A 23,875-nucleotide genomic window follows, 5' to 3' on the forward strand; every position below is an offset into this window, starting at 1 on the left:
ACTTTTGTCCCAGCCTCTTTTCTTTTCCTTAAATCATCTATAAAACCGCATAAAAATTGGAACTAGTTTCAGCTGAAATCGCTTGCAATTACTTAGGTAGCTGAGTATAATATAGTTAGAAAGATAAAGAAGGGATTGATACCAATGCCTTATCGAGTTAAAATTTAGGTTACTTCGTTTTAGGCCTGTTTTGCTGATATCTGTTCATGCTCTTATCGTAAAAGAGCAGTCATGTCGTGTGTGTCGGATCGGTTGGACGGTCGGGCAAACCTGCTTAGTTTGTCCGGAGACATAAGAAAACGTGGAAATAGTAGGTAGAAGCTTTTTGTAAAGGTTTTCAAACTTCAATGCGTCCAGTCGAAAACTAATCATTTGGATTTAGGATAGCAAAGAAAACCTCTGGTATTTTACACAAATACTATTAAATGAAATCAACATCATAAACATTGTTTTGTTAGCCAAAAGGTTAATTGCACCAAGTCAGTGAAGCAGACCAGGCCTCTAGTCCCGTAAGACTGGAGGCCATTTTTATAAAATACTCAGGAGGAGGTGAGAGTATGGGATTGTCGTATGCGCAAGAATATAGTTGTCGGGACCATTTTCGACAAAGAGCTTTTGAGCGCTTTGGCGTAGATGATCAGCACTTGAATAAGTGGATCAACCAACACCTCTCCTCCCTCTCTCCTTATGATAGTAATGTGGTTCAACCCGCCAACACAGAAGCCTATGTAGCCAGTGATGGCGTCATCTTTGTTTGCAATATCAAAAGTCGGGAGTTCATCACTTGCTTTAAGGCGGTTAATTACCAAGAATCTAAGGAAGAAGAGGAAGCCTATACGGACATTCACGAAAACAATGTCGCTTCCTTCAAAAAAGATGTGAACCACCTAGTCAATCGCTACCGACTCAAGGAAGCTAAAGAGCTGTTTGAAAACATTGGGGAGGACTTGGATGATTTTTATCGCCTGTCCCAAGCGGTCAAGAACGGCCAATTGAGCGAGCGAAATAGTCAGCGCCTAGAGGAATTGTTAGGCAAGTTTCATGTGATCAAGGCAGCCATGCGGATCATTGAAAATAAATGGGGAGATTACCATCTTTAGGGTCTTTTCCCCCTAAAAATAGGCGCCTAGAAGCCCTCTCATCTACTTCAGATGAGAGGACTTTTTTGCTGTGGAAAGCTTTTTGAAAAAAAGAGAAAAAAATTGTATAATAGAGTGGATATGCAAGTATTTGCAAAGCTGTAATTCGACTTGGGCGACCAAGGACCGTAAGTATTAAAATAAACACACTAAAGGAGACAACAGTGAGTAGTATTAAATTAGTCACTCTTGGCGGTGTTCGAGAAAATGGGAAAAATCTCTACGTTGCCGAAGTGAACGATTCAATTTTTGTCTTGGATGCAGGTTTGAAGTATCCAGAAAATGAGCAACTTGGGGTGGATGTCGTTATCCCCAACATGGATTATCTATTTGAAAACAAGGACCGCATTGCGGGTGTTTTCTTGACCCATGGTCACGCAGATGCCATTGGGGCCTTGCCTTATCTTTTGGCGGAAGCGAAAGTCCCTGTATTCGGGACAGAGTTGACCATTGAGTTGGCTAAACTCTTTGTCAAAAGCAATGACAGTGTGAAGAAATTCAACGACTTCCATGTCATCGATCAGAATTCTGAGATTGATTTTGGTGATGCCGTCGTCTCTTTCTTTCAAACAACCCACTCGATCCCTGAAAGTATCGGGATTGTGATTGGCACTCCTGAGGGCAATATCGTCTACACAGGAGACTTTAAATTTGACCAAACTGCCAGCGAGTCCTACGCGACAGACTTTGCTCGCCTAGCTGAGATTGGACGTGAAGGTGTGCTTGCCCTCTTGAGTGATTCAGCCAATGCGGATAGCAAGATTCAAGTTGCCAGTGAGCAAGAAGTAGGCGATGCCATCTTAGATACGATTGCAGACTGGGATGGTCGTGTGATCGTGGCGGCGGTAGCCAGCAACCTTTCTCGGATCCAGCAGGTCTTTGACGCTGCAGCTGAGACTGGCCGTCGAGTGGTCTTGACAGGGTTTGATGTGGAAAACATCGTCCGCACAGCCATTCGCTTGAACAAATTGTCTCTTGCTAATGAAAAACTCTTGATCAAGCCAAAAGAAATGAGCCGTTTCGAGGATCATGAATTGATCATTTTGGAAACAGGCCGGATGGGTGAGCCGATCAACGGCTTGCGCAAGATGTCGATTGGTCGTCACCGCTATGTGGAAATCAAAGATGGAGACTTGGTCTACATCGTTACAACGCCATCGATTGCCAAAGAAGCAGTGGTAGCTCGTGTAGAAAACATGGTCTACCAAGCAGGTGGAGTTGTCAAATTGATCACGTCTAGCTTGCGCGTGTCTGGTCACGGAAACGCACGGGACTTGCAGTTGATGATCAACCTTCTTCGTCCTAAATACCTCTTCCCAATCCAAGGGGAATACCGCGAATTGGATGCCCATGCGCGAGTAGCGATGGAAGTCGGTATCTTGCCTGAAAACATCTTTATTCCAAAACGCGGAACGGTAATGGAGTATGAAAAGGGTGACTTCGTTCCTGCCGGTAGCGTTTCAGCTGGAGATGTCATGATCGATGGGAACGCCATTGGTGATGTGGGCAATATTGTCCTTCGTGACCGCAAGGTCTTGTCAGAAGACGGGATCTTTATCGTGGCGATCACGGTGAATCGCAAAGAGAAGAAAATTATTTCCAAAGCGCGCGTGCACACCCGTGGTTTTGTCTATGTCAAGAAGAGTCGGGATATTCTTCGTGAAAGTTGCGAATTGGTCAACCAAAGCGTTGAAGACTATTTGGCACAAGACAGCTTTGACTGGGGTGAATTAAAAGGTTTGGTACGCGACAACTTGTCTAAGTTCTTGTTTGAACAAACCAAACGTCGTCCAGCCATCCTACCAGTCGTGATGGAAGTGAAATAATAGTAGAAAACGAAACGCTTGGCGGCCCGAGGCTTGCCGAGTGTTTTTAACAGTAGAAAGAGGAAATCAAATGGCAGTTATGCAGATTGAGTATTATTCAGAAGCCTTGAAGATGGAGTGGGGCGTGTCCGTCCTTTATCCCGATGCATCGCGCGTGGAAGATCCAGCGGATACGGATATTCCGGTCCTTTATCTCTTGCACGGGATGAATGGCAACCACCACTCTTGGTTGAAGCGGACTAATGTGGAGCGCATTTTGCGAAATACCAATCTGATCGTGGTCCTGCCTAATACCAATAATGGTTTTTACACAGATACCCAGTATGGCTACAACTATTACACAGCTATTGCGGAGGAATTGCCAGAGACTCTTTCTCGCTTCTTCCCTAATATGACCAAGAAACGGGAGAAAACCTTTATTGCTGGCCTATCCATGGGTGGCTATGGATCGATGCTCTTGGCTCTCAAGACGAATCGTTTCTCCCATGCGGCTAGTTTTTCCGGTGCTCTGAGTTTCCACGATCGGGATTTTGAAAACAATGACTTGGAACAACCAGCTTTTTGGAAGGGGATCTTTGGAGAGATTGAGGATTGGACAACCAGTCCCTATTCGCTAGAGACTGCTGCCAAGAAGTTTTCAGATAAGAAGACCAAACTCTGGATCTGGTGTGGAGAGCAGGATTTCCTTTATGAAGCCAATAATTTTGAAGTCAAGGAATTAGAAAAGTTAGGTTTGGATGTCACCTATACCCACAGCCCAGGCAAGCACGAATGGTTCTACTGGGAACGTGAGTTGGAGCACTTTTTACAAACCCTACCAATCGACTTTGAATTAGAAGAACGGTTAAAATAAGATACCAATAGATTGGATATCAGTCAGAGCATTTGTTCTGGCTTTTTTCATATATATTCATATATATAGGAAGAAAGGCTAGAAAGGTCACTTATTCATTTCAGTCCTGCTTTCTTTGTGGTATAATAGGAACGATTGAAAAATGAGCTAGAAATAGCGAACAAGATAAGAGGAGAGAAATATGGCAAAAGATATTCGTGTGCGTTATGCACCAAGTCCAACAGGGCTACTACACATCGGAAATGCTCGTACAGCATTGTTTAACTACTTGTATGCGCGTCACCATGGTGGAACCTTTATCATCCGTATCGAGGATACAGACCGCAAACGTCACGTCGAAGACGGAGAACGTTCACAGCTCGAAAACCTTCGTTGGTTGGGCATGGACTGGGATGAAAGTCCTGAGACGCATGAAAACTACCGCCAGTCTGAACGTTTGGAACTCTATCAAAAATACATTGACCAACTCTTGGCCGAAGGAAAAGCCTATAAATCTTACGTTACAGAAGAAGAGTTGGCAGCTGAACGTGAACGCCAAGAAGCGGCGGGTGAAACACCTCGCTATATCAATGAATACCTTGGCATGAGCGAAGAAGAAAAAGCCGCTTATATCGCAGAACGTGAAGCAGCGGGAATTATTCCTACGGTTCGCTTGGCAGTGAATGAGTCAGGTATCTACAAATGGCATGACATGGTCAAAGGCGATATCGAATTTGAAGGTGGCAATATCGGTGGGGACTGGGTCATCCAAAAGAAGGATGGCTATCCAACTTATAACTTTGCCGTTGTGATCGATGACCACGATATGCAAATCTCTCACGTTATCCGTGGAGATGACCACATCGCCAACACTCCAAAACAACTCATGGTCTATGAAGCGCTTGGATGGGAAGCGCCAGAGTTCGGTCACATGACCTTGATCATCAACTCTGAAACTGGTAAGAAGTTGTCTAAACGGGATACCAATACCCTTCAGTTCATCGAAGATTACCGGAAGAAAGGTTACCTTCCAGAAGCAGTCTTTAACTTTATCGCCCTTCTTGGTTGGAACCCTGGTGGGGAAGACGAAATCTTCTCTCGCGAAGAACTTATCAAGCTCTTTGATGAAAATCGTCTCAGCAAGTCTCCAGCTGCTTTCGACCAAAAGAAAATGGACTGGATGAGCAATGAGTACATCAAGAATGCGGATCTTGAGACTATCTTTGAAATGGCCAAACCATTCCTCGAAGAAGCAGGACGTTTGACAGACAAGGCTGAGAAATTGGTGGAACTCTACAAACCACAAATGAAGTCAGTGGATGAAATCGTTCCATTGACAGACCTCTTCTTCTCAGACTTCCCAGAATTGACAGAAGCAGAGAAAGAAGTCATGGCTGGTGAAACCGTTCCGACTGTCCTTGAAGCTTTCAAGGCAAAACTTGAAGCCATGTCAGACGATGAGTTTGTGGCTGAAAATATCTTCCCACAAATCAAAGCGGTTCAAAAAGAAACTGGTATCAAAGGAAAGAATCTCTTTATGCCAATCCGTATTGCCGTTTCAGGTGAGATGCATGGTCCTGAATTGCCAGATACCATCTACTTGCTTGGACGCGAGAAATCCATCCAACACATTGAAAGTATGTTGGAAAAAATCAGATAATTATCAGAAAATCCCCTATTAAATGGGGCTTTTTGTTTTACTTACTAGATTAACAGTGCTATTTGTACTTTGATTATTACCTAAGGGTGGAATTCGATTCTTATGAGGTGTTGAATTAAATGGTCATAATAAAATGATATTAAGTATTGTTAACAAGGTGTAATATTCTTAACGGAATGAATAAAGTTTAAGAAGATCGTGATGAGGTGTTTGGGCATTAATTGAAACTGAGATTTATTGTGGAAAGTTTAATAGTGCATTTTTAAAAAAAGAATCTATAAAATTATTATTGCAATAGGAAATTCTGAAGAATAAGCTAGAGAGTACACTTTAAAATAAAGTTGTTGAAAAGGTATGATGACTATTGCTTAAAGGTATACAATAATGTTATTATTAAGTATAATAAAAATTTTATCGTTCAAATGATTAGAGGAGTTATGGAAAAAATAAGTGTGATAATACCTGCATACAATGCAGAAAAATATTTAGAACAATGTGTTGAAAGCGTGCGAACCCAGATATATAATAATATAGAAATCATTATTGTTAATGATGGTTCGACAGATCGTACAGCTGAAATAATTGAACGATTGAAAGAGAAGGATTCTCGGATTAGAACATTACATAAAAGAATAAACGAGGGAATTGGTGCCACAAGAAATAGTGCTCTAGAACTTGTTACAGGGCAGTATATTCTGTTTTTGGATAGTGATGATTGGATTGATCCAAATCATATCAGTGATCTTTACGATTTATTAGTGAGAACAGATAGTGATGTATCAATCGCAAATTTTACTCGTTATATTGAATCCGATAATAGATATGAAATTCATATTACTGATGACGATTATTATGAGCAGATATTTACCCCACAAGAGTGGTTTACTTATCAGTATGGAAAACCTCATAATTTAAGTTTGTGTTTTACAGTCCCATGGGGGAAATTATATAAGCGATCTCTATTCGATAACATATTATATTATACAGGACCATTTGGTGAAGATGATCGTACGACTTGGAAATTATACTTAGCGGCAGATAAAATTGCATATATGCACCGATCGACTATGGTTTATCGTGTTAATAGTGAGAGCTTGACTCAGACTACTGAACAAAGTGAGGTATTTTCAGTTGAGCCTGTATTAGAGCGGCTTGCACTATTATCTATGTTAGGTTTTGATCTTAAGAATGAAATAGCTGCTTTTGATTGGCGTGGCAATTTGGTAAAAAATATTTCGCTGACTAATGGAAATGTAGCGTTATATAAAGAACTTCAGTTTCAATTAAATATGATAGAAAAATATCGAAAGAACTAGAGTAGAAGAGGTAAAATATGCGTGTTTATATCACAAATATCAATGGCCAGTCTGCCCAAAGTACTGCACAGTTGTGTCAGAATACAGTTACAGATGTAGCTGTTTCTCTTGGTTATCGTGAATTAGGAATTTATTGTTATCAAATCCACACAGATTCTGAAAGTGAATTGAGTAAACGTTTGGATGGTATTGTAGCAGGATTACGGCATGGAGATGTTGTCATTTTTCAAACTCCAACTTGGAATACAACAGAATTTGATGAAAAACTAATGAATAAATTAAAATTATACGATATTAAAATCGTATTATTTATTCATGATGTAGTTCCTCTTATGTTTTCAGGGAATTTTTACCTAATGGATCGAACAATAGCATACTATAATAAAGCAGATGTTGTTGTTGCTCCAAGTCAAAAAATGATTGATAAGTTGAGAGACTTTGGATTGAATGTTTCGAAAACAGTTGTTCAAGGAATGTGGGACCATCCAACACAAGCGCCTATGTTTCCTGCAGATTTAAAAAGAGAAATTCATTTTCCAGGGAATCCCGAACGTTTTAGTTTTGTGAAAGGGTGGAAGTATGATATTCCTTTAAAAATCTATACATGGCAGAATGTTGACTTACCTCAAAATGTTCATAAAATTAACTATCGTCCAGACGAACAACTCTTAATGGAGATGTCGCAGGGAGGATTTGGTTTGGTATGGATGGATGACAAGGATAAGGAATATCAATCATTGTACTGTTCTTATAAACATAGAAGGCATAGAAACATTAACGGACAATCTTTCGGCTTATACCTTCCATATTGGTGCGTTGACGGGTATGTCGGATAAATTACAAAATATTGGTCAAAAAGAAAATGTTCTCCTCTATCCTAATATGTCTCCTAAAACTATGTTAGATTTACTGGAACAATGTGATATTTATCTAGATATTAATCATGGAAATGAAGTTCTATCAATAGTTCGACAAGCTTTTGAACGAAGTCTCCTTATTTTAGCATACGATAATACTGTTCATTCACCGATTTTTCATCATGAAAGTGGTATTTTTAATCATAGTAAGCCTCAAACATTATCTGATTGGTTATTGAATTTAGATGATTATTCACAGACAGTTTCGTGTTGGCGATCAGACTTATTTCCGATGACTTATATAGATTATAAACAGGTATTGGTTAGTAATGTAGATTAATGAAGGAGTAGAATTGTGACAGATAGAAATGAACTATTAGATAAGGATATACAGGAACGCATCAAAAAAATACGTTATGAGAAACCAGATGAGGTGAAAAATAGAAAATCTACTTTTTATATTATTGTGGTTATATTAGTAACGGTTTCAGTTTTGCTATCATTGTTTAGATACTTATAATTTCTAATATTTATTGGACCATTTAGTAGTTAAAATCCTTGAAAAATTATTGCTCCTAATTGTCAAGTTTATCAAGATTTTAAGAAAAAATGCTTTTTGTCAACCGAAGTGGCTTGATGAAAAGTTATAACCTGGAAAGGACCAACTTGGTCCTTTCCTTTTTGATGTTCAAAGCGATGAGGATTCTAGTTTTGAAGTTTTCAAAGTTCCGGAAGCCAAAAGCATTGCGCTTGAAGATCTAAATGAGGTTATTAGTAGCCTTTAGTTTTGCGTTTGAGTTGGGCAGTACCAGTGCGTTATTGATCTTGTCCTGATCTTTCAAAAAGGTCTTAAAAACAGTTTAAAAAATAGGATTTACACAAGAAATTGTTTCTTCAATAAGCTCAAAGAAATGGTCTGTTTGTTTCTCTTTAAAATGAAAAAGTAAGAGTTGATAGAGGTCGTAGTACTGTCTAAATTCTTGAGAGTATACAAGGAGCTTTTCGAAAATCCCTTTATTAGTAAAGTGTGATCTAAAAAGTTGGGCGATAAAAACGTTTATCGCCTATTTTACGGTTATCCTCTTGAATGAGTTTCCAGTAACGTTTTAGTGCCTTATATTTATGAGATTTTCTATTAAATTAATTTATGGTTTGGATGTGCATACGATTTATATTTTATCCTGCTTCCTTCTCTTTTATGGTATACTGAAAGCGATAAAATGATTGGAGCTTCCGATGAAAAAGATTCCCTTAGTATTTTCAGGTTGTCTGTTAGGATTGGTTGGCGCTGGAAACCTTCTTGCAGACTCGCTACCCTTCCTTGCCCATGCCTTTAGTCTGACAGGTTTGTTCTTCTGGTTTTTCTTTTTAGTTTATCATGCGATTCGCTGGCAAGAAACCAAGATAGAACTCCAACAGCCAGCCCTGTTATCTGGGATGGCGACCTTTCCCATGGCAGGGATGATTCTATCCACCTATCTTTTTCGCCTCTTTCCCGCCTTTGGAGGTCTATCTCAGTTGGTTTGGTGGTCAGCCTTTCTCTTGGATCTTTGCTTGATTCTTTATTTTACCAAGACCCATGTCCTAGCGCGTCCAAGAGCCAATGCCACTCCGAGTTGGACCGTTCTCTATGTGGGCATTGCAGTAGCAGCCTTGACCTACCCTGTTGTAGGAATCAGAGAGATTGCTTATCTCGCTTTAGTGATTGGTTTTGGTTTGACCTTTCTTCTCTACCCAGTCATTTATTTTGATGGGAAAAAGCAGCCCTTACCCAATCATCTGCTAGGGCAAGAAGGCATCTATTGTGCTCCATTTTCCCTTCTTTTAGCAGCCCTGGTTCGTGTGGGTGGAGCAAGCCTTCCTACCTGGTTCTTACTGATCATGGTGGTGGCCTCGCAAGGGTTTTATTTCTTTGTTTTGACGCGCCTGCCAAGAATGATCAAAGAAGGTTTTCAACCCGCTTTTTCAGCTCTGACCTTTCCAACGGTCATCACAGCGACCTCTTTGAAAATGGCCCAAGGCTTGTTGCAATTACCTTTCTTGTCAGTTCTTGTATGGATGGAAACTCTTCTTTGTCTCTTGATTTTAGTCGCTGTTTTAGGAGGTTATGTAGCTTTTCTTAAAGAGTAAGGGTAGGCATCCTTATGATTGATTCCTGGACGCGATTATGGTAAGATGCACTATACGATTTGTCATACTCTATAAGAAAGGTCTCTATGAAATTCATCAAAGGAAAGCTCTCACTGCTTTATCCCTTCTTTCTGCTCTTGTTTTATTTTTATATCCGGCCTCAGTTTCGCCCCTTGGCCCAGTATGTCTCCACTAGTCTAGCAAGCGCCAATAGCTATTATTGGACCTTATTTGGCCTAGAAGGGCTCTATGCAAGCTTTGCAGGATTTTTGGTCTATCGTTTTTCTAAAAAAGCGCAGTTTAAGCTGGGGAAAAACCCTCTTCAAGCTCTGATGGAAGCCATTTTTGCAGCCTGTTTGGTCTACTGGTTGGACTACTTCATCAGTGGTTTTGTTCAAGGACGGGCAGCCGTTTTGAGTCTCTTTCCTCGGGAAATTAGCCCCACAGGAGTGCTTATCCTAGTGATCGCAATGGTTATCATCCGGCCGGTGACAGAAGAGCTGATCTTTCGTGGAGCCTTGGTGAATGCCTACTTCAAAGGCTGGAAACTCTATGCTGAGATTTGGCTTCCAGCCCTCATCTACAGTGGCCTACATTTTCTCCACACTCCCTTTTCGCTGGGAGCTTCTATCATCTATCTCCTGCCGAGTGTGATTTTTGGGATCCTGTATTATCGGAGTAAGATGCTCCTTTCTCCTATTTTGGCTCATATCTTGCTCAATCTCTACTACACCTTGCCTTTGCTTTAATCTGTATTCAAGTAGCAACCGATTTCCTGAGTGAGATTGGTTTTTTTTGAAAATATGGTATAATAGAATAAATTTAATAGAGGGAGTTGAGGTTTGAAAAAAAGCTACCGCGTCAAACGTGACAAAGATTTTAATGCTATTTTTAAAAGTGGTCAAAATGTTGCCAATCGGAAATTCGTTGTTTACCGCTTGCGCAAAGACCAACCGCATTTTCGAGTCGGCCTGTCTGTTAGTAAGAAACTGGGAAATGCTGTGACCAGAAATCGCATCAAACGTTTGATTCGCCATGTTTTGATCAAACACCAAGCCTTCCTTACGACCGATGATTTTGTTGTCATTGCTCGTAAAGGAGTGGAGGAGCTCGACTTTCATCAAGTAGAGAAAAATCTTGTACATGTCTTAAAATTAGCGCATGTCTACCAAGAAAGGGAATAATGTGAAAAAGAAACTGAAGTTAACTGGATTATTAGGAGCGGCCTTATTGGTCTTGACAGCTTGTGGAACCTCTCAAGTGACAGCTCAGTCGACAGGTGGTTGGGAACGCTTCGTCTACTTCTTTGCAGAAGCCATCCGCTTCTTGTCCTTTGGCGGAAGTATCGGTGTAGGGATTATCGTCTTTACCATTGTCATACGGACGGTCCTCTTGCCTCTCTTCCAATATCAAATGAATTCAACCCGCAAAATGCAGGAAATTCAACCCCTCCTCAAGGAATTGCAAGCTAAGTATCCTGGGAAGGATCTTGATAGCCGGACCAAGCTTTCCGAAGAGATGCGGGCCCTTTACAAGGAAAAAGGCGTCAAAACGTCTTCAGCCTTCCTTCCTCTCTTAATCCAGATGCCGGTCTTGATGGCCTTGTTCCAAGCGCTGAGCCGTGTCGAATTCCTTAAAGTCGTTCACTTCCTCTGGTTGGACCTTGGCGCGATCGACCCGACTTATATCTTGCCGGTTCTTGCAGCACTCTTCACATTTTTCAGCAGTTGGTTGACCAATAAAGCCATGCCAGAGCGCAATGGTAGTGCGACAACCATGATGTATGTGATGCCTGTGATGATCTTCTTCTTTGCCTTGTTCTCAGCCAGCGGGGTCGCACTATACTGGGTGACTTCCAATGCTTACCAAGTCGGGCAAACCTATCTCTTGAACAACCCCTTCAAGATTATCGCAGAGCGTGAAGCAAAAGAGCAAGCTTCGCGAGACATGGAAAAACAAAAACGCCGTGCCCTAAACAAAGCACAGAAAAAGAAAAAATAAGAAAGAGGTGGACATATGGTCCTATATACTGGAGCAACTGTTGAAGAAGCCATTCAAAAAGGCCTGAACGATTTAGATATTCCCCGTATGAAGGCACACATTACGGTTGTAGCGCGTGAGAAGAAAGGTTTTCTTGGCTTGTTTGGGAAAAAACCAGCCCAGGTTGAGATTGAGCCGATTGCAGAAACAACGGTTGTGAAAGCCAATCAAAAAGCCGTCAAAGGTGTCCCAGATGAGATCAATGCGCAAAACGAGCCGGTTAAGACGGTGAGCGAAGCAACGGTCGATCTCGGACGCGTCGTTGCAGCGATCAAAAAGGTCGAAGAAGAAGGAGAAGTTGTCTCTGAAGAAATCAAGACAGAAATCCTCAAACATGACAAAGAAGCAGACACCGTTCTTGAAGAAAAAGGGCATGAACATATCCTTGAGAAAGTCAAAGAACCAGTAGCAAAAGAATCAAATGAGTCTGATTTCTCAAACCTTGGTATCGAAGTAGAGGAAAACTACAATATCGAAGAAGTCGTCACAGATGTGACAGCCTATGTTCAAACAGTAATCGATGAAATGGATGTGGATGCGACCATCTCAAGTAGTCACAACCGCCGTACGGTCAATATGCAAATTGATACCAATGAGCCAGGACGTGTCATCGGCTACCATGGGAAAGTCTTGAAGGCTCTTCAACTCTTGGCACAAAACTATCTTTATAACCGCTACTCAAAGAATTTTTACATTACCATTAATGTTAATGACTATGTAGAACACCGGGCGGAAGTTCTTCAAAGCTATGCTCAGAAGTTGGCAACGCGTGCCCTTGAAGACGGGCAAGCCCAACAGACAGATCCAATGTCAAACAGTGAACGGAAAATCATTCACCGTATCGTCTCTAAGATGGAAGGGGTCACCAGCTACTCTGAAGGCGAAGAACCAAATCGTTACGTGGTGGTAGACATCGAAGGATAATCTAGCGATTATTTCTCATGAGGGAGAGATGGGATTGAGCCTCTCTCTCTCTTTTTATTGGGTTTAGAAAGGAAACAAATGGCATTTGCAGCGATTCGAGAGTTTTTAAAGCTTCAAGGAATCAAATACCAGTCACCAGAAAAGGCAGGAGTGCTAGCCCCAGAGATGGAGCAGTATCGTACACTAGCTCAAGCGGCTCGTAAGGAATTCACCGATTTAGTCTCGGCCTTTCAGCAGCTTCACCCCTATTTGGAGCAAGATCGGACCAGCCAGTGGATGAACCAGGCTCAAGTCTTGCGTCCTCATTTTTGGGCCTATCTAAAAGGAGAAGGAACGATGGCAGAGCCTATGTTTGCCTTGAGACTTTATGGAGACGCAGCTGATTTTGGAGTTTCCTTAGAGGTGAGCTTTATCGAGCGAAAAAAAGATGAGCAGAGCCTTCCAAAGCAACACAAGGTTCTCACTCTTCCCATCTCTCAACCAGTCTATTATCTTGCTCAAGAAGACGGAGAGAGTCGAAGGATCGAGGGAACAGAAAAGAATCGCCATGATCTGTTACAAGCAGTAGCAGAAGGAGCGGTTCGTAAGGTTCTCGTCAAATACGATGTTTCTCTAGTCAAGGAAGGTTCTCTTGAAGCTATCTTGGATCAGTTGCAAGAGGCACTGGTGGCTCTGGAACCCTATTACTTGGCAACCCGTCAGGTGTAGAAAGGTTTTCTCCGACCTGTATTTGCAACAATTTTGTCATAGCTATTGACAAATAGAGCTGAATCCGATAGAATAGTAAAGTATGTTTAGTAACTGATCACAACTAGCCGGCTAAACGAATACAAAATCTATGAGGAGGTATTCATCGTGAAACGTACTTATCAACCAAGTAAACTTCGTCGTGCGCGCAAACATGGTTTCCGTCACCGTATGGCAACTAAAAACGGTCGTCGCGTATTGGCAGCTCGTCGTCGTAAAGGACGCAAAGTTTTGGCTGCGTAATTCAGATAAAAAACTAAAAACCAGTAGAAACTCGAGACTACTGGTTTTTGTTTTGTCCGAAAGTGAATTTAGAGGCGCTTTCTGCTATAATAGAAAGAAGAAAAACTCGGAAGAAAAGGAAGATCATGCAGATTTTTGATACCCACACCCATCTCAATGTGGAAGAATTCGCAGGAAAAGAACAAGAAGAGCTGGACTTGGCCAAGGAAATGGGTGTTGTAGCCCACAATATCGTTGGTTTTGACAAACCGACGATTGAGCGAGGAATAGCCTTGGCAGACCAGCATCCAGAGCTCTATCTCACGCTTGGTTGGCACCCCACTGAGGCGGGCGATTATAGTCCTGAAGTGGAGGCCTATTTACTTGAACAGTTGAAACATCCCAAAGTCGTCGCCCTAGGAGAAATTGGTCTGGATTACCACTGGATGACAGCACCAAAAGACATTCAAGAAAAGGTCTTTCGTCGTCAGATTCAATTGTCTAAAGACTTGGACTTGCCTTTTGTAGTGCATACGCGTGATGCTCTCAAAGACACTTATGCCATCATCAAGAGTGAAGGAGTCGGGCCTCGCGGTGGGATCATGCATTCTTTCTCAGGAAGTTTAGAAGAAGCCAAACGCTTCATGGATCTGGGAATGATGATCTCTTTTTCTGGAGTGGTCACTTTTAAGAAAGCCACAGATGTCCAAGAAGCTGCAGCTGGCCTTCCGTTAGACAAGATTCTGGTTGAAACAGATGCCCCTTACCTGGCGCCAGTTCCCAAACGTGGTCGGGAAAATAAAACAGCCTACACACGTTATGTGGTAGATTTTATTGCAGGTCTACGTGGCTTAACAACAGAAGAAGTGGCTCAGGCAACCTATGACAATGCAAGAAAGGTATTTGGCCTTGATTGAGAAAAGAAAAATACCAGAAGTGATTGTCGTGGAGGGCAAGGACGACACAGCCAATCTCCGTCGTTTTTATGAGGTGGATACTTATGAAACACGAGGCTCTGCGATCGATCAAGATGACTTGGAACGAATTGCTACCTTGCAAGAGTTGCGTGGGATCATTGTCTTTACCGATCCAGACTATAATGGCGAGCGAATTCGCAAGATCATTATGCAAGAGGTGCCCCAGGCCAAACATGCCTTTTTAAATCGTGGTGAAGCAGTCCCCAAATCCAAGACCAAGGGGCGTTCCTTAGGAGTGGAGCATGCCAGTTTTGAAGACTTAGAAAAAGCCCTAGCTGGATTGGTCGGGTCTTACGAAGATGAGAATTTCTTTGATATCACAAAGATCGACTTGATGCGTCTTGGACTGTTGATGGGAAGCGATAGTCGCAAACGACGGGAATATCTAGGCGAAGCCTTGCGCATCGGCTACTGCAATGGCAAGCAATTGATCAAACGCTTGGAGTTGTTTGGGATTTGTTTGGCCCAAGTCGAAGAGGCGATGGCCAGTTATTAAGACGGAAGTAGAGGGGATCCTTTACCCCTAAACTGATTAGAAAAGAGAAAAAATGAAAATTGCAGATTATAGCGTGACCAAGGCAGTGCTGGAGCGTCACGGTTTTACCTTTAAAAAATCCTTCGGTCAGAACTTCTTGACCGATACCAACATCCTTCAAAAAATTGTGGATACGGCTGAGATTGATAAGCAAGTCAATGTCATCGAAATCGGTCCCGGAATTGGAGCTTTGACTGAGTTCTTGGCGGAAAATGCGGCAGAAGTCATGGCCTTTGAGATCGATGACCGCTTGGTTCCCATTTTGGCGGATACCTTGCGTGATTTTGACAATGTCACGGTTGTCAACCAAGACATCCTCAAGGTAGACCTCAACCAGTATATCGCAGAGTTTAAAAATCCAGAGCTTCCGATCAAGGTAGTGGCCAACCTTCCTTATTACATCACGACTCCCATCCTCATGCACTTGATCGAGTCTAAAATTCCTTTCCAAGAATTTGTGGTCATGATGCAAAAAGAGGTGGCAGATCGCATTTCAGCCGAACCTAATACCAAGGCTTACGGGTCTTTGTCCATTGCAGTCCAATACTATATGACCGCTAAGGTAGCCTTTATCGTGCCTCGCACCGTCTTTGTGCCAGCGCCAAACGTTGATTCTGCCATCCTCAAGATGGTGCGTCGCCCAGAACCAGCAGTAGCCGTCAAGGATGAAGATTTCTTCTTCTCTGTCAGCAAGGCTAGCTTTGTCCACCGTCGCAAAACGCTTTGGAACAACTTGACCAGTCGCTTTGGCAAGACCGAAGAAATCAAAGCCAAATTGGAAGCAGGGATCCAAGCTGCAGGCCTGCAACCTTCTGTACGAGGAGAAGCCCTTAGCTTAGAAGACTTCGCCCGACTAGCTGACGGACTTCTAGAAGCCGGGATCAAATAATAGAAAAGACATAGGTTCGTAATCTTCTTTCTTAATTCTAAATACACTATGAAGCACTATGTTTTTCACGTGTTTTCGAATGATATCGATTATAAATTGAGACTTTCCGCTGTGAGAAAAGAGCCTAAATAAAAGGTAGTTTAGGCTCTCGGAATTTTTGAGACTTAAGGCTCAAAAATTAGTTATGGAACTTCGGAGAAGTTCGCTAACGTCCGTACTCACCTAAGGAAAGTCTCAAAGAAGTTTTATAAGTAATAAGCCATAGGTTATAACCTATGGCTTATTTGTATCGTAAGGAAAGGACGGGATTTGAACCCGCGCGTGAATAAAATCCACTTGCCGGATTTCGAGTCCGGTGCCGTACCGAGCTGGGCCACCTTTCCAAGATGCGGAGAAAGGGATTTGAACCCTCACGCCCGAAGGGGCACATGCGCCTGAAGCATGCGTGTCTGCCGTTCCACCACCTCCGCATAGTTCTATTATACACTTTTTAGGAAAAATGCCAAGGAAAAAAAGGAAGGTGCCCTTTCCCGAATTCTGCTAAAAGACAAGTCATAACGGATACTCCGTCTTCTGTTTCTATCCATTTAAAAAACGAACCTATTCGTTTCTAAAAGTGTCCGGAGAGGTTCACTTTTCGTTTTTTCTTATCAAGCAATCCAGCCTTATTTCTCATTTTTTGGTATAATAGATAGTATTAATCTCAAAGGAGTACGATTTGCAAGGAACAATCGTCAAGGCCTTGGCTGGCTTCTACTACGTGGAGTCAGATGGTCACATTTACCAGACACGGGCTCGTGGAAATTTTAGAAAAAAAGGACAGACTCCTTATGTGGGGGATCAGGTGGAGTTCTCTGCTGAAGAGAATTCAGAAGGCTACATCTTGAGCATTGCGCCTCGAAAAAATAGCCTCGTGCGCCCTCCTATTGTCAATATTGATCAGGCAGTAGTGATCATGTCAGCTAAGGAGCCAGATTTCAACGCCAATCTTTTAGATCGTTTTCTAGTTCTTTTGGAGCATAAGGGGATTCATCCCATTGTCTATATTTCAAAACTGGACTTGTTAGAAGATATGGAAGACATCCACTACTACCAAGGAATCTACCAGGCTATTGGCTATGATTTTGTCTTGTCGATTGAGGAGCTCTTGCCCCTTTTGACCAATCAAACCACGGTCTTTATGGGACAGACTGGTGTAGGAAAATCGACCTTGCTCAATAAAATCGCTCCGGATCTGGAGCTTGAAACGGGTGAGATTTCAGATAGTCTGGGGCGCGGGCGACACACGACCCGAGCTGTCAGCTTTTACCATTTAAATGGAGGAAAGATCGCAGATACGCCAGGCTTCTCCTCTCTTGATTATGAAGTGACGACCAGTGAAGACTTAAATCAAGCCTTCCCAGAGATCGCCGATGTGAGCCACTCTTGTAAATTTCGTACCTGTACCCACACGCATGAGCCCGCTTGTGCAGTGAAACCAGCCGTTGAAAGAGAGGAAATTGCGCCTTTCCGTTATGAGGATTACTTGCAATTTCTAAGTGAGATTGAAAACCGTCGCGAAACCTATAAAAAAGTTTCGAAAAAAATGCCAAAATAGGAGACACTACAACGATGAAAACAATGAAAATTGCACCCTCAATTTTGAGTGCCGATTATGCCAATTTTGAAAGTGAATTGAAACGCTTAGAAGCAGCAGGAGCTGACTATGCCCATATTGATGTCATGGATGGCCATTTTGTGCCCAATATCAGCTTTGGAGCTGGTGTCGTAGAGAGCATGCGTCCACATAGCAAGTTGGTCTTTGATTGCCACTTGATGGTCACCAATCCTGAACACCATATCGAAGAATTTGCCCGTGCAGGTGCTGACATCATCAGCATCCACGTAGAAGCAACTCCTCATATCCACGGAGCTCTTCAAAAAATTCGTCAAGCGGGTGTGAAGGCGAGTGTTGTGATTAATCCAGGGACCCCTGTAGACAGTATCAAACACGTCTTGAACTTGGTGGATCAAGTCTTGGTCATGACCGTTAATCCAGGATTCGGTGGCCAAGCCTTCTTGCCTGAAACCATGGACAAGGTGCGCGAATTAGCCGCGCTTCGTGAAGAAAAAGGCTTAGACTTTGATATCGAAGTCGATGGAGGAATTGATGCTCAAAGTATTTCCCAAGCAAAAGAAGCCGGGGCCAATGTTTTTGTAGCAGGCTCTTATGTCTTTAATGGAGATGTCAATGAGCGCGTTCAAACGCTCCGAGATGCTGTAAATGGGTAACATCGCAATACTGGCAGGAGGTGACAGCACGCTCTTGCCAAGAGATCATGACGTTTATGTAGGCGTTGACGGAGGCTGTTTGAAGTTACTGGAACAAGGTCTGCCTTTAGATATGGCTGTGGGGGATTTCGATTCTGTCTCTGAGACCGATTTGCGCAAGATCCAAACCCAAGCCAAGCAGGTTGTTCAATCCGTCCCTGAAAAGAACGATACGGATTTGGAATTGGCCTTGAAAGCGGTCTTTGAGGCCTATCCAGAGGCTGCAGTCACCGTTTATGGTGCTTTTGGCGGTCGTTTGGATCACTTTTTGTCCAATATCTTTTTGCCGACCGATCCAGACCTAGCTCCCTACATGGAGCAAATCCAATTAGTCGACGGTCAAAATTGCTTGATCTACAGAACAGCTGGTTGCCATGAGATTCAGCCAGATCCAGCCATGTCTTATGTTGGTTTTATGCCTGTCGGACAAGGCCACCTAGAGATCACAGGGGCCAAGTATCCGCTCCATCAGGAGAATTATTTTTTGAAGGCCATGTATGGCTCCAATGAATTTTTGGATCAACTGATTCAAGTGAGTCTTGATCGTGGCTATCTTGTCATTGTTTATAGTAAAGACAGAGGTTAATATGAATATCATTCTGCTTCTGATTGGCCTGCTCAATCTGGGTCTCCTCATCTATCTCTTGCAACGGTCAGATGACACAAGACCGGCTTTACGAGAGATGCTGGAAGACCACGAGGATCATTTGACAGACCAGTTGGACTATCGTTTTGAAAAAGAAAGACAAGCAAGCCAGATTGCCAATCAGCAGTTAGAGATCGCCCTGACAGATCGCTTAACCGAGATGCGAGTGGAGATCCACCAGCAGACGACAGCTCTGCGCGCTGAGATGAACGAGCACTTTACTAAAAATCGGGACAAAACAGATGAGCGCATGCGCCAGATCCAAGAGTCCAATGAAGTGCGGCTAGAACAGATGCGCCAAACGGTAGAAGAAAAATTGGAGAAAACCTTGCAGCACCGCTTGCAGACCTCCTTTGAGACGGTTTCAAAACAATTGGAGTCGGTCAACAAAGGGCTGGGAGAAATGCAGACGGTGGCGCGGGATGTCGGAACTCTTAATAAAGTTCTCTCCAATACCAAGACGCGTGGGATTATGGGCGAATTGCAGCTAGGTCAAATCATTGAAGATATCTTGACCCCAGCCCAGTATGAGCGGGAGTTTGTCACCGTTCCTCAATCCAGTGAGCGCGTGGAGTATGCTATTAAGCTTCCAGGACAAGGAGAGGAGCCAGTCTATCTGCCGATTGACTCTAAATTCCCACTGGAAGACTACTATCGTCTGGAAGAAGCTTATGAATCAGGAGAGAAAGAGGAGATCGAGCGTTACCGCAAGGCCCTTCTTGCTAGTATCAAGCGTTTTGCTAAGGATATCCAACAAAAATACCTCTTTCCACCAGCGACAACGAATTTCGGAATTCTCTTTTTGCCAACTGAAGGCCTCTATTCCGAAGTGGTTCGCAATCCAGAATTCTTCGACCGCTTGCGTCGGGACGAACAAATTTTAGTGGCTGGGCCAAGTACGCTATCAGCCCTCTTGAACTCCTTGTCTGTTGGCTTTAAAACGCTCAACATCCAAAAGAGTGCAGATGACATTAGCAAGGTGTTGGGATCGGTCAAATCAGAATTCCATAAGTTTGGAGGGATTCTGGCCAAGACTCAGCGCCATTTAAAGAATGCTTCCAATAATATTGATGATTTGCTAACCAGACGGACCAGTGCCATCGAGCGGACACTCCGCCAAATCGAAAGCGATGAGGACCTGCTGGGACTAGATGTATATATAGAAGATGGAGAAGATGATGGTCAAAATTAACCAAATGAAAAAAGATGAATTGTTCGAAGGATTCTATTTGATCAAGTCAGCAGAAGTGCGTCAAACGCGGGCCGGGAAAAACTACCTCGCCTTTATCTTCCAGGATGAGACCGGTACAATCGAAGGTAAACTATGGGATGCCCAACCCCACAATGTAGAGAGTTTTATGGCTGGGCGCGTGGTCCATATGTCTGGACGTCGAGAAGTTTACAATAATACTCCGCAAGTCAACCAATTAAACATGCGCTTGCCACAAGCGGGAGAGCCTAACAATCCAGCAGACTTCAAGGAAAAACCACCAGTAGATCCTAAGGAATTGCATGAATACCTGTCAAATATGATTTTCAAAATTGAAAATCCAGTCTGGCAACGGATTGTCCGGGCCCTCTATGGGAAATATGAGAAAGAGTTTTATAGCTATCCAGCTGCTAAGACCAACCACCATGCCTTTGAAGCAGGCCTTGCTTATCATACGGCAACCATGGTCCGCTTGGCAGATAGTATCGGCGATATCTATCCTCAGTTGAATAAGAGCTTGCTCTTTGCGGGGATTATGTTACACGATTTGGCCAAAGTGATCGAGTTGACGGGACCTGAAAATACAGAATACACTGTTCGAGGCAACCTCATCGGCCACATTGCACTGATCGATGAAGAAATCACCAAGGTCTTGCAAGACTTGAAGATTGATGACCAAAAAGAAGAAGTCATCGTCCTTCGCCATGTGATCTTGAGTCACCATGGCTTGCTCGAATACGGTAGTCCTGTTCGTCCAAAAATCATGGAAGCAGAGATTATTCATATGATCGATAATTTGGATGCGGAAATGATGATGATGACAACAGCACTTGGCTTAATTGGTCCTGGCGAAATGACCAATAAAATCTTTGCTATGGAAAATCGTTCCTTCTATAAACCGAATCTCGACTAGTAAAAACAGAGATAAATACGGGAATGATTCTGCCAAAAATGAAATAATCAGGAAAAAACGGCCTTCTGTAAATCAGAATGTTCGTTTTTTTCGCTTCTTATGGTATAATGATAGAAAAAACTACACGGTGAGAAAATGAAATTAAGAAGAAGTGAACGGATGGTCGTGATTTCTAATTACTTGATCAACCATCCCTATGAATTGACTAGCCTCAATACGTTTGCGGAAAAATATGAGTCTGCCAAGTCTTCAATCTCAGAAGATATCGTGATCATTAAGCGTGCGTTTGAAGAGATGGAAATCGGAAATATTGAGACCATCACAGGAGCTGGTGGAGGCGTGATCTTTACACCGTCTATCTCAGATCAAGAATCCAAAGAAATCGTCGAAGATCTTTGCAAGCAACTGTCTGAAAGTGATCGTATCCTTCCTGGTGGCTACATTTACCTGTCTGATCTTTTGAGCAATCCAAAGATTTTGAATCGGATCGGCCGCATCATTGCCAAAGCCTTTCGAGATAAGAAAATTGATGCTGTCATGACTGTAGCGACCAAGGGAGTTCCTTTAGCGAATGCAGTGGCCAATGTCTTGAATGTTCCATTCGTCATTGTCCGTCGTGATTTGAAAATCACAGAAGGGTCAACCGTTAGTGTCAACTATGTTTCAGGCTCAAGTGGGGATCGCATTGAGAAAATGTTCCTTTCAAAACGGAGCCTAAAAGCAGGAAGCCGGGTCTTGATTGTCGATGACTTCCTTAAAGGTGGCGGAACGATTAACGGGATGGTCAGCCTCTTGTCTGAATTTGATTCTGAATTAGCAGGAGTAGCTGTCTTTGCGGATAATGCTGCAACCGACCGTGAATTCTTTGAACACAAATCCTTATTGCGCGTGACCAACATCGATGTAAAAGAAAATAAATTGAGTGTCGAAGTTGGGAATATCTTTGATTAAGAGCAACAAAGGAGGATCAAAAAGTGAAAAGAATTTTAGATCGATTTGATAATAGTCCTTTGTGGATTCGCTTGGTGACAGTTCTGTCTCTATCCTTTATTTTGGTAGCTGGTTTGTATACCGTTAAAAAGAATACGGCTGCCCAGGTAACGACAGAAATTCAACCTGCTAGAAAAACAGGTTCCCTTCCAGTGAAAAAGGAAACAAAGGAAGAAAAAGAAAAGAAGGAAGAAAAGAAAAATACAGAAGCTGCTGAAAAAGCAGTCGTTCAAATGGAAACAACGCCAAGTCAAGATTCTGTGAACGCTGCCCAAGCTGCTGTGAAGAAAGTCAAAGATGCGACTCAAAAGCAATCGTTTGATGCCCGTATCCAATACATCGCTAACTATTATGGACTGACCTATGAGAGTGACACAGTGGCAACGCAGCAGACTCAAACAGACGCTAATGCCAACGCTGGAGTAGCTGGAGCCAATGCGACAGTTCAACCACAACAGCAACAACAGTATGCTCCGGCTGCAGATGCAGGGGCAGAAGTACCTGCTGAAGCTGGTCAATAATGAACTTTTTCGACTTCTTTAAAAAATAAAAAAACATCTTGCAATCAAAGTGCCGTCATGTTATAATAATAGACGGTACTTTTTACTTTTGGTCTCTCAAGAGTGTACAGGGACGTGCTGACAAATGTTGCAAAAGTACACACAGATGGTAGCTGTCACCAAGTGTATCATCACCAAAAATAAAAAAATTCACAGGAGAATGTAGATGCCTACAATTAACCAATTGGTTCGCAAACCGCGTAAATCAAAAGTAGAAAAATCTAAATCACCAGCTTTGAACGTTGGTTACAACAGTCATAAAAAAGTTCAAACAAACGTTTCTTCACCACAAAAACGTGGTGTTGCAACTCGTGTTGGAACAATGACACCTAAAAAACCTAACTCTGCCCTTCGTAAATTTGCCCGTGTACGTTTGAGCAACTTGATCGAAGTTACTGCTTATATCCCAGGTATCGGACACAACTTGCAAGAACACAGCGTGGTTCTTCTTCGTGGTGGACGTGTAAAAGACCTTCCAGGGGTACGTTACCATATCGTCCGTGGAGCACTTGATACTGCAGGTGTAAACGATCGTAAACAAGGCCGTTCTAAATACGGTACTAAACGTCCAAAAGCATAAGGAAAGGGGATAAAGAGAAATGAGTCGTAAAAACCGTGCGCCTAAACGCGATGTATTGCCAGATCCGCTTTACAATTCACAATTAGTTACTCGTCTTATCAACCGCGTTATGCTTGATGGTAAACGTGGTACAGCTGCTTCAATCGTTTACGGAGCTTTCGAACAAATTAAAGAAGCTACTGGAAACGATGCTCTTGAAGTATTCGAAACAGCTATGGAAAACATCATGCCTGTACTTGAAGTACGTGCTCGCCGTGTCGGTGGTTCTAACTACCAAGTCCCAGTTGAAGTTCGTCCAGAACGTCGTACAACACTTGGACTTCGTTGGTTGGTAACAATCGCTCGTCAACGTGGTGAACACACAATGGTTGATCGTCTTGCAAAAGAAATCTTGGATGCAGCGAACAACACTGGTGCAGCTGTTAAGAAACGTGAAGATACTCACCGTATGGCTGAAGCTAACCGTGCATTCGCACACTTCCGCTGGTAATAAAATGATACTAAGAGCGGCAAAGGCCCAAGACAAAAATAGGAAACTGATGCAGTGTTCCGTGAACACAAAGCAGTTTATC

At 42.7% G+C, this 23,875-nt stretch carries 27 protein-coding genes, 2 tRNA genes and 1 pseudogene; 27 read left to right on the top strand and 3 right to left on the bottom strand.

Features of this window, described 5'->3' with window-relative positions; translation table 11 throughout:
• Positions 1–557: 557 nt before the first annotated feature.
• The 8 genes from AC6IZR_RS01685 to AC6IZR_RS01720 all read left to right on the top strand — a co-directional run bounded on the left by AC6IZR_RS01685 (position 558) and on the right by AC6IZR_RS01720 (position 8,150).
• Positions 558–1,100: a hypothetical protein gene (locus tag AC6IZR_RS01685; RefSeq protein WP_497848655.1), complete on the top strand. Its 543-nt coding sequence runs from the start codon at positions 558–560 to the stop codon at positions 1,098–1,100.
• A 203-nt stretch (positions 1,101–1,303) separates the two neighbouring features.
• Complete coding sequence (locus AC6IZR_RS01690) at positions 1,304–2,965, top strand: ribonuclease J (RefSeq protein WP_070449438.1); 1,662 nt, start codon at positions 1,304–1,306, stop codon at positions 2,963–2,965.
• A gap of 70 nt (positions 2,966–3,035) precedes the next feature.
• The gene (locus AC6IZR_RS01695; protein WP_070586761.1) at positions 3,036–3,818 is read left to right on the top strand and encodes an alpha/beta hydrolase; all 783 of its coding nucleotides are present in this window, start codon (positions 3,036–3,038) and stop codon (positions 3,816–3,818) included.
• A 181-nt stretch (positions 3,819–3,999) separates the two neighbouring features.
• Positions 4,000–5,457: a glutamate--tRNA ligase gene (gene gltX / locus AC6IZR_RS01700; RefSeq protein ID WP_455238505.1), complete on the top strand. Its 1,458-nt coding sequence runs from the start codon at positions 4,000–4,002 to the stop codon at positions 5,455–5,457.
• Between the two features lie 437 nt (positions 5,458–5,894).
• Entirely contained in the window at positions 5,895–6,773 is an 879-nt protein-coding gene (locus tag AC6IZR_RS01705) for a glycosyltransferase family 2 protein (protein WP_497848656.1), read from the top strand.
• Between the two features lie 17 nt (positions 6,774–6,790).
• Positions 6,791–7,609 (top strand): glycosyltransferase, encoded by an 819-nt coding sequence (locus AC6IZR_RS01710; protein ID WP_497848657.1) that lies wholly within the window; start codon positions 6,791–6,793, stop codon positions 7,607–7,609.
• Positions 7,581–7,970, top strand: a complete 390-nt coding sequence (locus AC6IZR_RS01715) for a hypothetical protein (protein ID WP_497848929.1) — start codon at positions 7,581–7,583, stop codon at positions 7,968–7,970. Before AC6IZR_RS01710 ends, AC6IZR_RS01715 begins: the two co-directional genes overlap by 29 nt.
• Before the next feature lie 15 nt (positions 7,971–7,985).
• The gene (locus AC6IZR_RS01720) at positions 7,986–8,150 is read left to right on the top strand and encodes a hypothetical protein (protein ID WP_176745534.1); all 165 of its coding nucleotides are present in this window, start codon (positions 7,986–7,988) and stop codon (positions 8,148–8,150) included.
• Positions 8,151–8,274: 124 nt separating this feature from the next.
• On the opposite strand, the pseudogene AC6IZR_RS01725 reads toward AC6IZR_RS01720, so the two are convergent.
• Positions 8,275–8,770, bottom strand: a pseudogene (locus AC6IZR_RS01725) (transposase); the annotation flags it as partial.
• 96 nt (positions 8,771–8,866) lie between these two features.
• On the opposite strand from AC6IZR_RS01725, the gene AC6IZR_RS01730 reads away from it, so the two are divergent.
• The 10 genes from AC6IZR_RS01730 to rsmA all read left to right on the top strand — a co-directional run bounded on the left by AC6IZR_RS01730 (position 8,867) and on the right by rsmA (position 16,094).
• Positions 8,867–9,760: a TDT family transporter gene (locus tag AC6IZR_RS01730; RefSeq protein WP_497848658.1), complete on the top strand. Its 894-nt coding sequence runs from the start codon at positions 8,867–8,869 to the stop codon at positions 9,758–9,760.
• A gap of 86 nt (positions 9,761–9,846) precedes the next feature.
• Positions 9,847–10,509, top strand: a complete 663-nt coding sequence (locus AC6IZR_RS01735) for a CPBP family intramembrane glutamic endopeptidase (protein WP_497848659.1) — start codon at positions 9,847–9,849, stop codon at positions 10,507–10,509.
• Between the two features lie 93 nt (positions 10,510–10,602).
• The gene (gene rnpA, locus AC6IZR_RS01740; RefSeq protein ID WP_003002960.1) at positions 10,603–10,944 is read left to right on the top strand and encodes a ribonuclease P protein component; all 342 of its coding nucleotides are present in this window, start codon (positions 10,603–10,605) and stop codon (positions 10,942–10,944) included.
• A gap of 1 nt (position 10,945) precedes the next feature.
• Entirely contained in the window at positions 10,946–11,761 is an 816-nt protein-coding gene (locus tag AC6IZR_RS01745) for a YidC/Oxa1 family membrane protein insertase (protein WP_497848660.1), read from the top strand.
• A 15-nt stretch (positions 11,762–11,776) separates the two neighbouring features.
• A complete protein-coding gene (gene jag, locus AC6IZR_RS01750; RefSeq protein WP_031573879.1) occupies positions 11,777–12,724 on the top strand; it encodes an RNA-binding cell elongation regulator Jag/EloR in 948 nt (315 codons plus the stop codon).
• A 78-nt stretch (positions 12,725–12,802) separates the two neighbouring features.
• Positions 12,803–13,432, top strand: a complete 630-nt coding sequence (locus AC6IZR_RS01755) for an HI_0552 family protein (RefSeq protein WP_497848661.1) — start codon at positions 12,803–12,805, stop codon at positions 13,430–13,432.
• 147 nt (positions 13,433–13,579) lie between these two features.
• A complete protein-coding gene (gene rpmH, locus AC6IZR_RS01760) occupies positions 13,580–13,714 on the top strand; it encodes a 50S ribosomal protein L34 (RefSeq protein WP_003003086.1) in 135 nt (44 codons plus the stop codon).
• 125 nt (positions 13,715–13,839) lie between these two features.
• Complete coding sequence (locus tag AC6IZR_RS01765; protein ID WP_497848662.1) at positions 13,840–14,610, top strand: TatD family hydrolase; 771 nt, start codon at positions 13,840–13,842, stop codon at positions 14,608–14,610.
• A complete protein-coding gene (gene rnmV, locus AC6IZR_RS01770) occupies positions 14,582–15,166 on the top strand; it encodes a ribonuclease M5 (RefSeq protein ID WP_497848663.1) in 585 nt (194 codons plus the stop codon). Before AC6IZR_RS01765 ends, rnmV begins: the two co-directional genes overlap by 29 nt.
• 52 nt (positions 15,167–15,218) lie before the next feature.
• Complete coding sequence (gene rsmA / locus AC6IZR_RS01775; RefSeq protein ID WP_497848664.1) at positions 15,219–16,094, top strand: 16S rRNA (adenine(1518)-N(6)/adenine(1519)-N(6))-dimethyltransferase RsmA; 876 nt, start codon at positions 15,219–15,221, stop codon at positions 16,092–16,094.
• Positions 16,095–16,388: 294 nt separating this feature from the next.
• On the opposite strand, the gene AC6IZR_RS01780 is transcribed toward rsmA, so the two are convergent.
• Positions 16,389–16,477 (bottom strand) — tRNA-Ser (locus AC6IZR_RS01780).
• A gap of 4 nt (positions 16,478–16,481) precedes the next feature.
• Positions 16,482–16,564 (bottom strand) — tRNA-Leu (locus tag AC6IZR_RS01785).
• A 248-nt stretch (positions 16,565–16,812) separates the two neighbouring features.
• On the opposite strand from AC6IZR_RS01785, the gene rsgA reads away from it, so the two are divergent.
• The 9 genes from rsgA (at position 16,813) to rpsG (ending at position 23,793) form a co-directional block, all read left to right on the top strand.
• On the top strand, positions 16,813–17,691 hold the full coding sequence (gene rsgA, locus AC6IZR_RS01790; RefSeq protein ID WP_031573894.1) for a ribosome small subunit-dependent GTPase A: 879 nt from the start codon (positions 16,813–16,815) through the stop codon (positions 17,689–17,691).
• Positions 17,692–17,705: 14 nt separating this feature from the next.
• Positions 17,706–18,365: a ribulose-phosphate 3-epimerase gene (rpe, locus tag AC6IZR_RS01795; protein WP_070594476.1), complete on the top strand. Its 660-nt coding sequence runs from the start codon at positions 17,706–17,708 to the stop codon at positions 18,363–18,365.
• A complete protein-coding gene (locus AC6IZR_RS01800) occupies positions 18,358–18,990 on the top strand; it encodes a thiamine diphosphokinase (RefSeq protein WP_497848665.1) in 633 nt (210 codons plus the stop codon). Before rpe ends, AC6IZR_RS01800 begins: the two co-directional genes overlap by 8 nt.
• A 1-nt stretch (position 18,991) precedes the next feature.
• Entirely contained in the window at positions 18,992–20,242 is a 1,251-nt protein-coding gene (locus AC6IZR_RS01805; protein ID WP_003012406.1) for a DNA recombination protein RmuC, read from the top strand.
• The gene (locus tag AC6IZR_RS01810) at positions 20,229–21,173 is read left to right on the top strand and encodes a 3'-5' exoribonuclease YhaM family protein (RefSeq protein WP_497848930.1); all 945 of its coding nucleotides are present in this window, start codon (positions 20,229–20,231) and stop codon (positions 21,171–21,173) included. The genes AC6IZR_RS01805 and AC6IZR_RS01810 overlap by 14 nt, the downstream gene beginning before the upstream one ends.
• Positions 21,174–21,308: 135 nt before the next feature.
• A complete protein-coding gene (gene purR / locus AC6IZR_RS01815; protein WP_037599408.1) occupies positions 21,309–22,124 on the top strand; it encodes a pur operon repressor in 816 nt (271 codons plus the stop codon).
• A 23-nt stretch (positions 22,125–22,147) separates the two neighbouring features.
• On the top strand, positions 22,148–22,684 hold the full coding sequence (locus AC6IZR_RS01820; protein WP_462128353.1) for a hypothetical protein: 537 nt from the start codon (positions 22,148–22,150) through the stop codon (positions 22,682–22,684).
• A 205-nt stretch (positions 22,685–22,889) separates the two neighbouring features.
• On the top strand, positions 22,890–23,303 hold the full coding sequence (gene rpsL, locus AC6IZR_RS01825) for a 30S ribosomal protein S12 (RefSeq protein ID WP_001142332.1): 414 nt from the start codon (positions 22,890–22,892) through the stop codon (positions 23,301–23,303).
• A gap of 19 nt (positions 23,304–23,322) precedes the next feature.
• Entirely contained in the window at positions 23,323–23,793 is a 471-nt protein-coding gene (gene rpsG / locus AC6IZR_RS01830; RefSeq protein WP_003003105.1) for a 30S ribosomal protein S7, read from the top strand.
• Positions 23,794–23,875: the final 82 nt, after the last annotated feature.

The sequence above is a fragment of the Streptococcus mobilis genome (genome assembly GCF_059727625.1).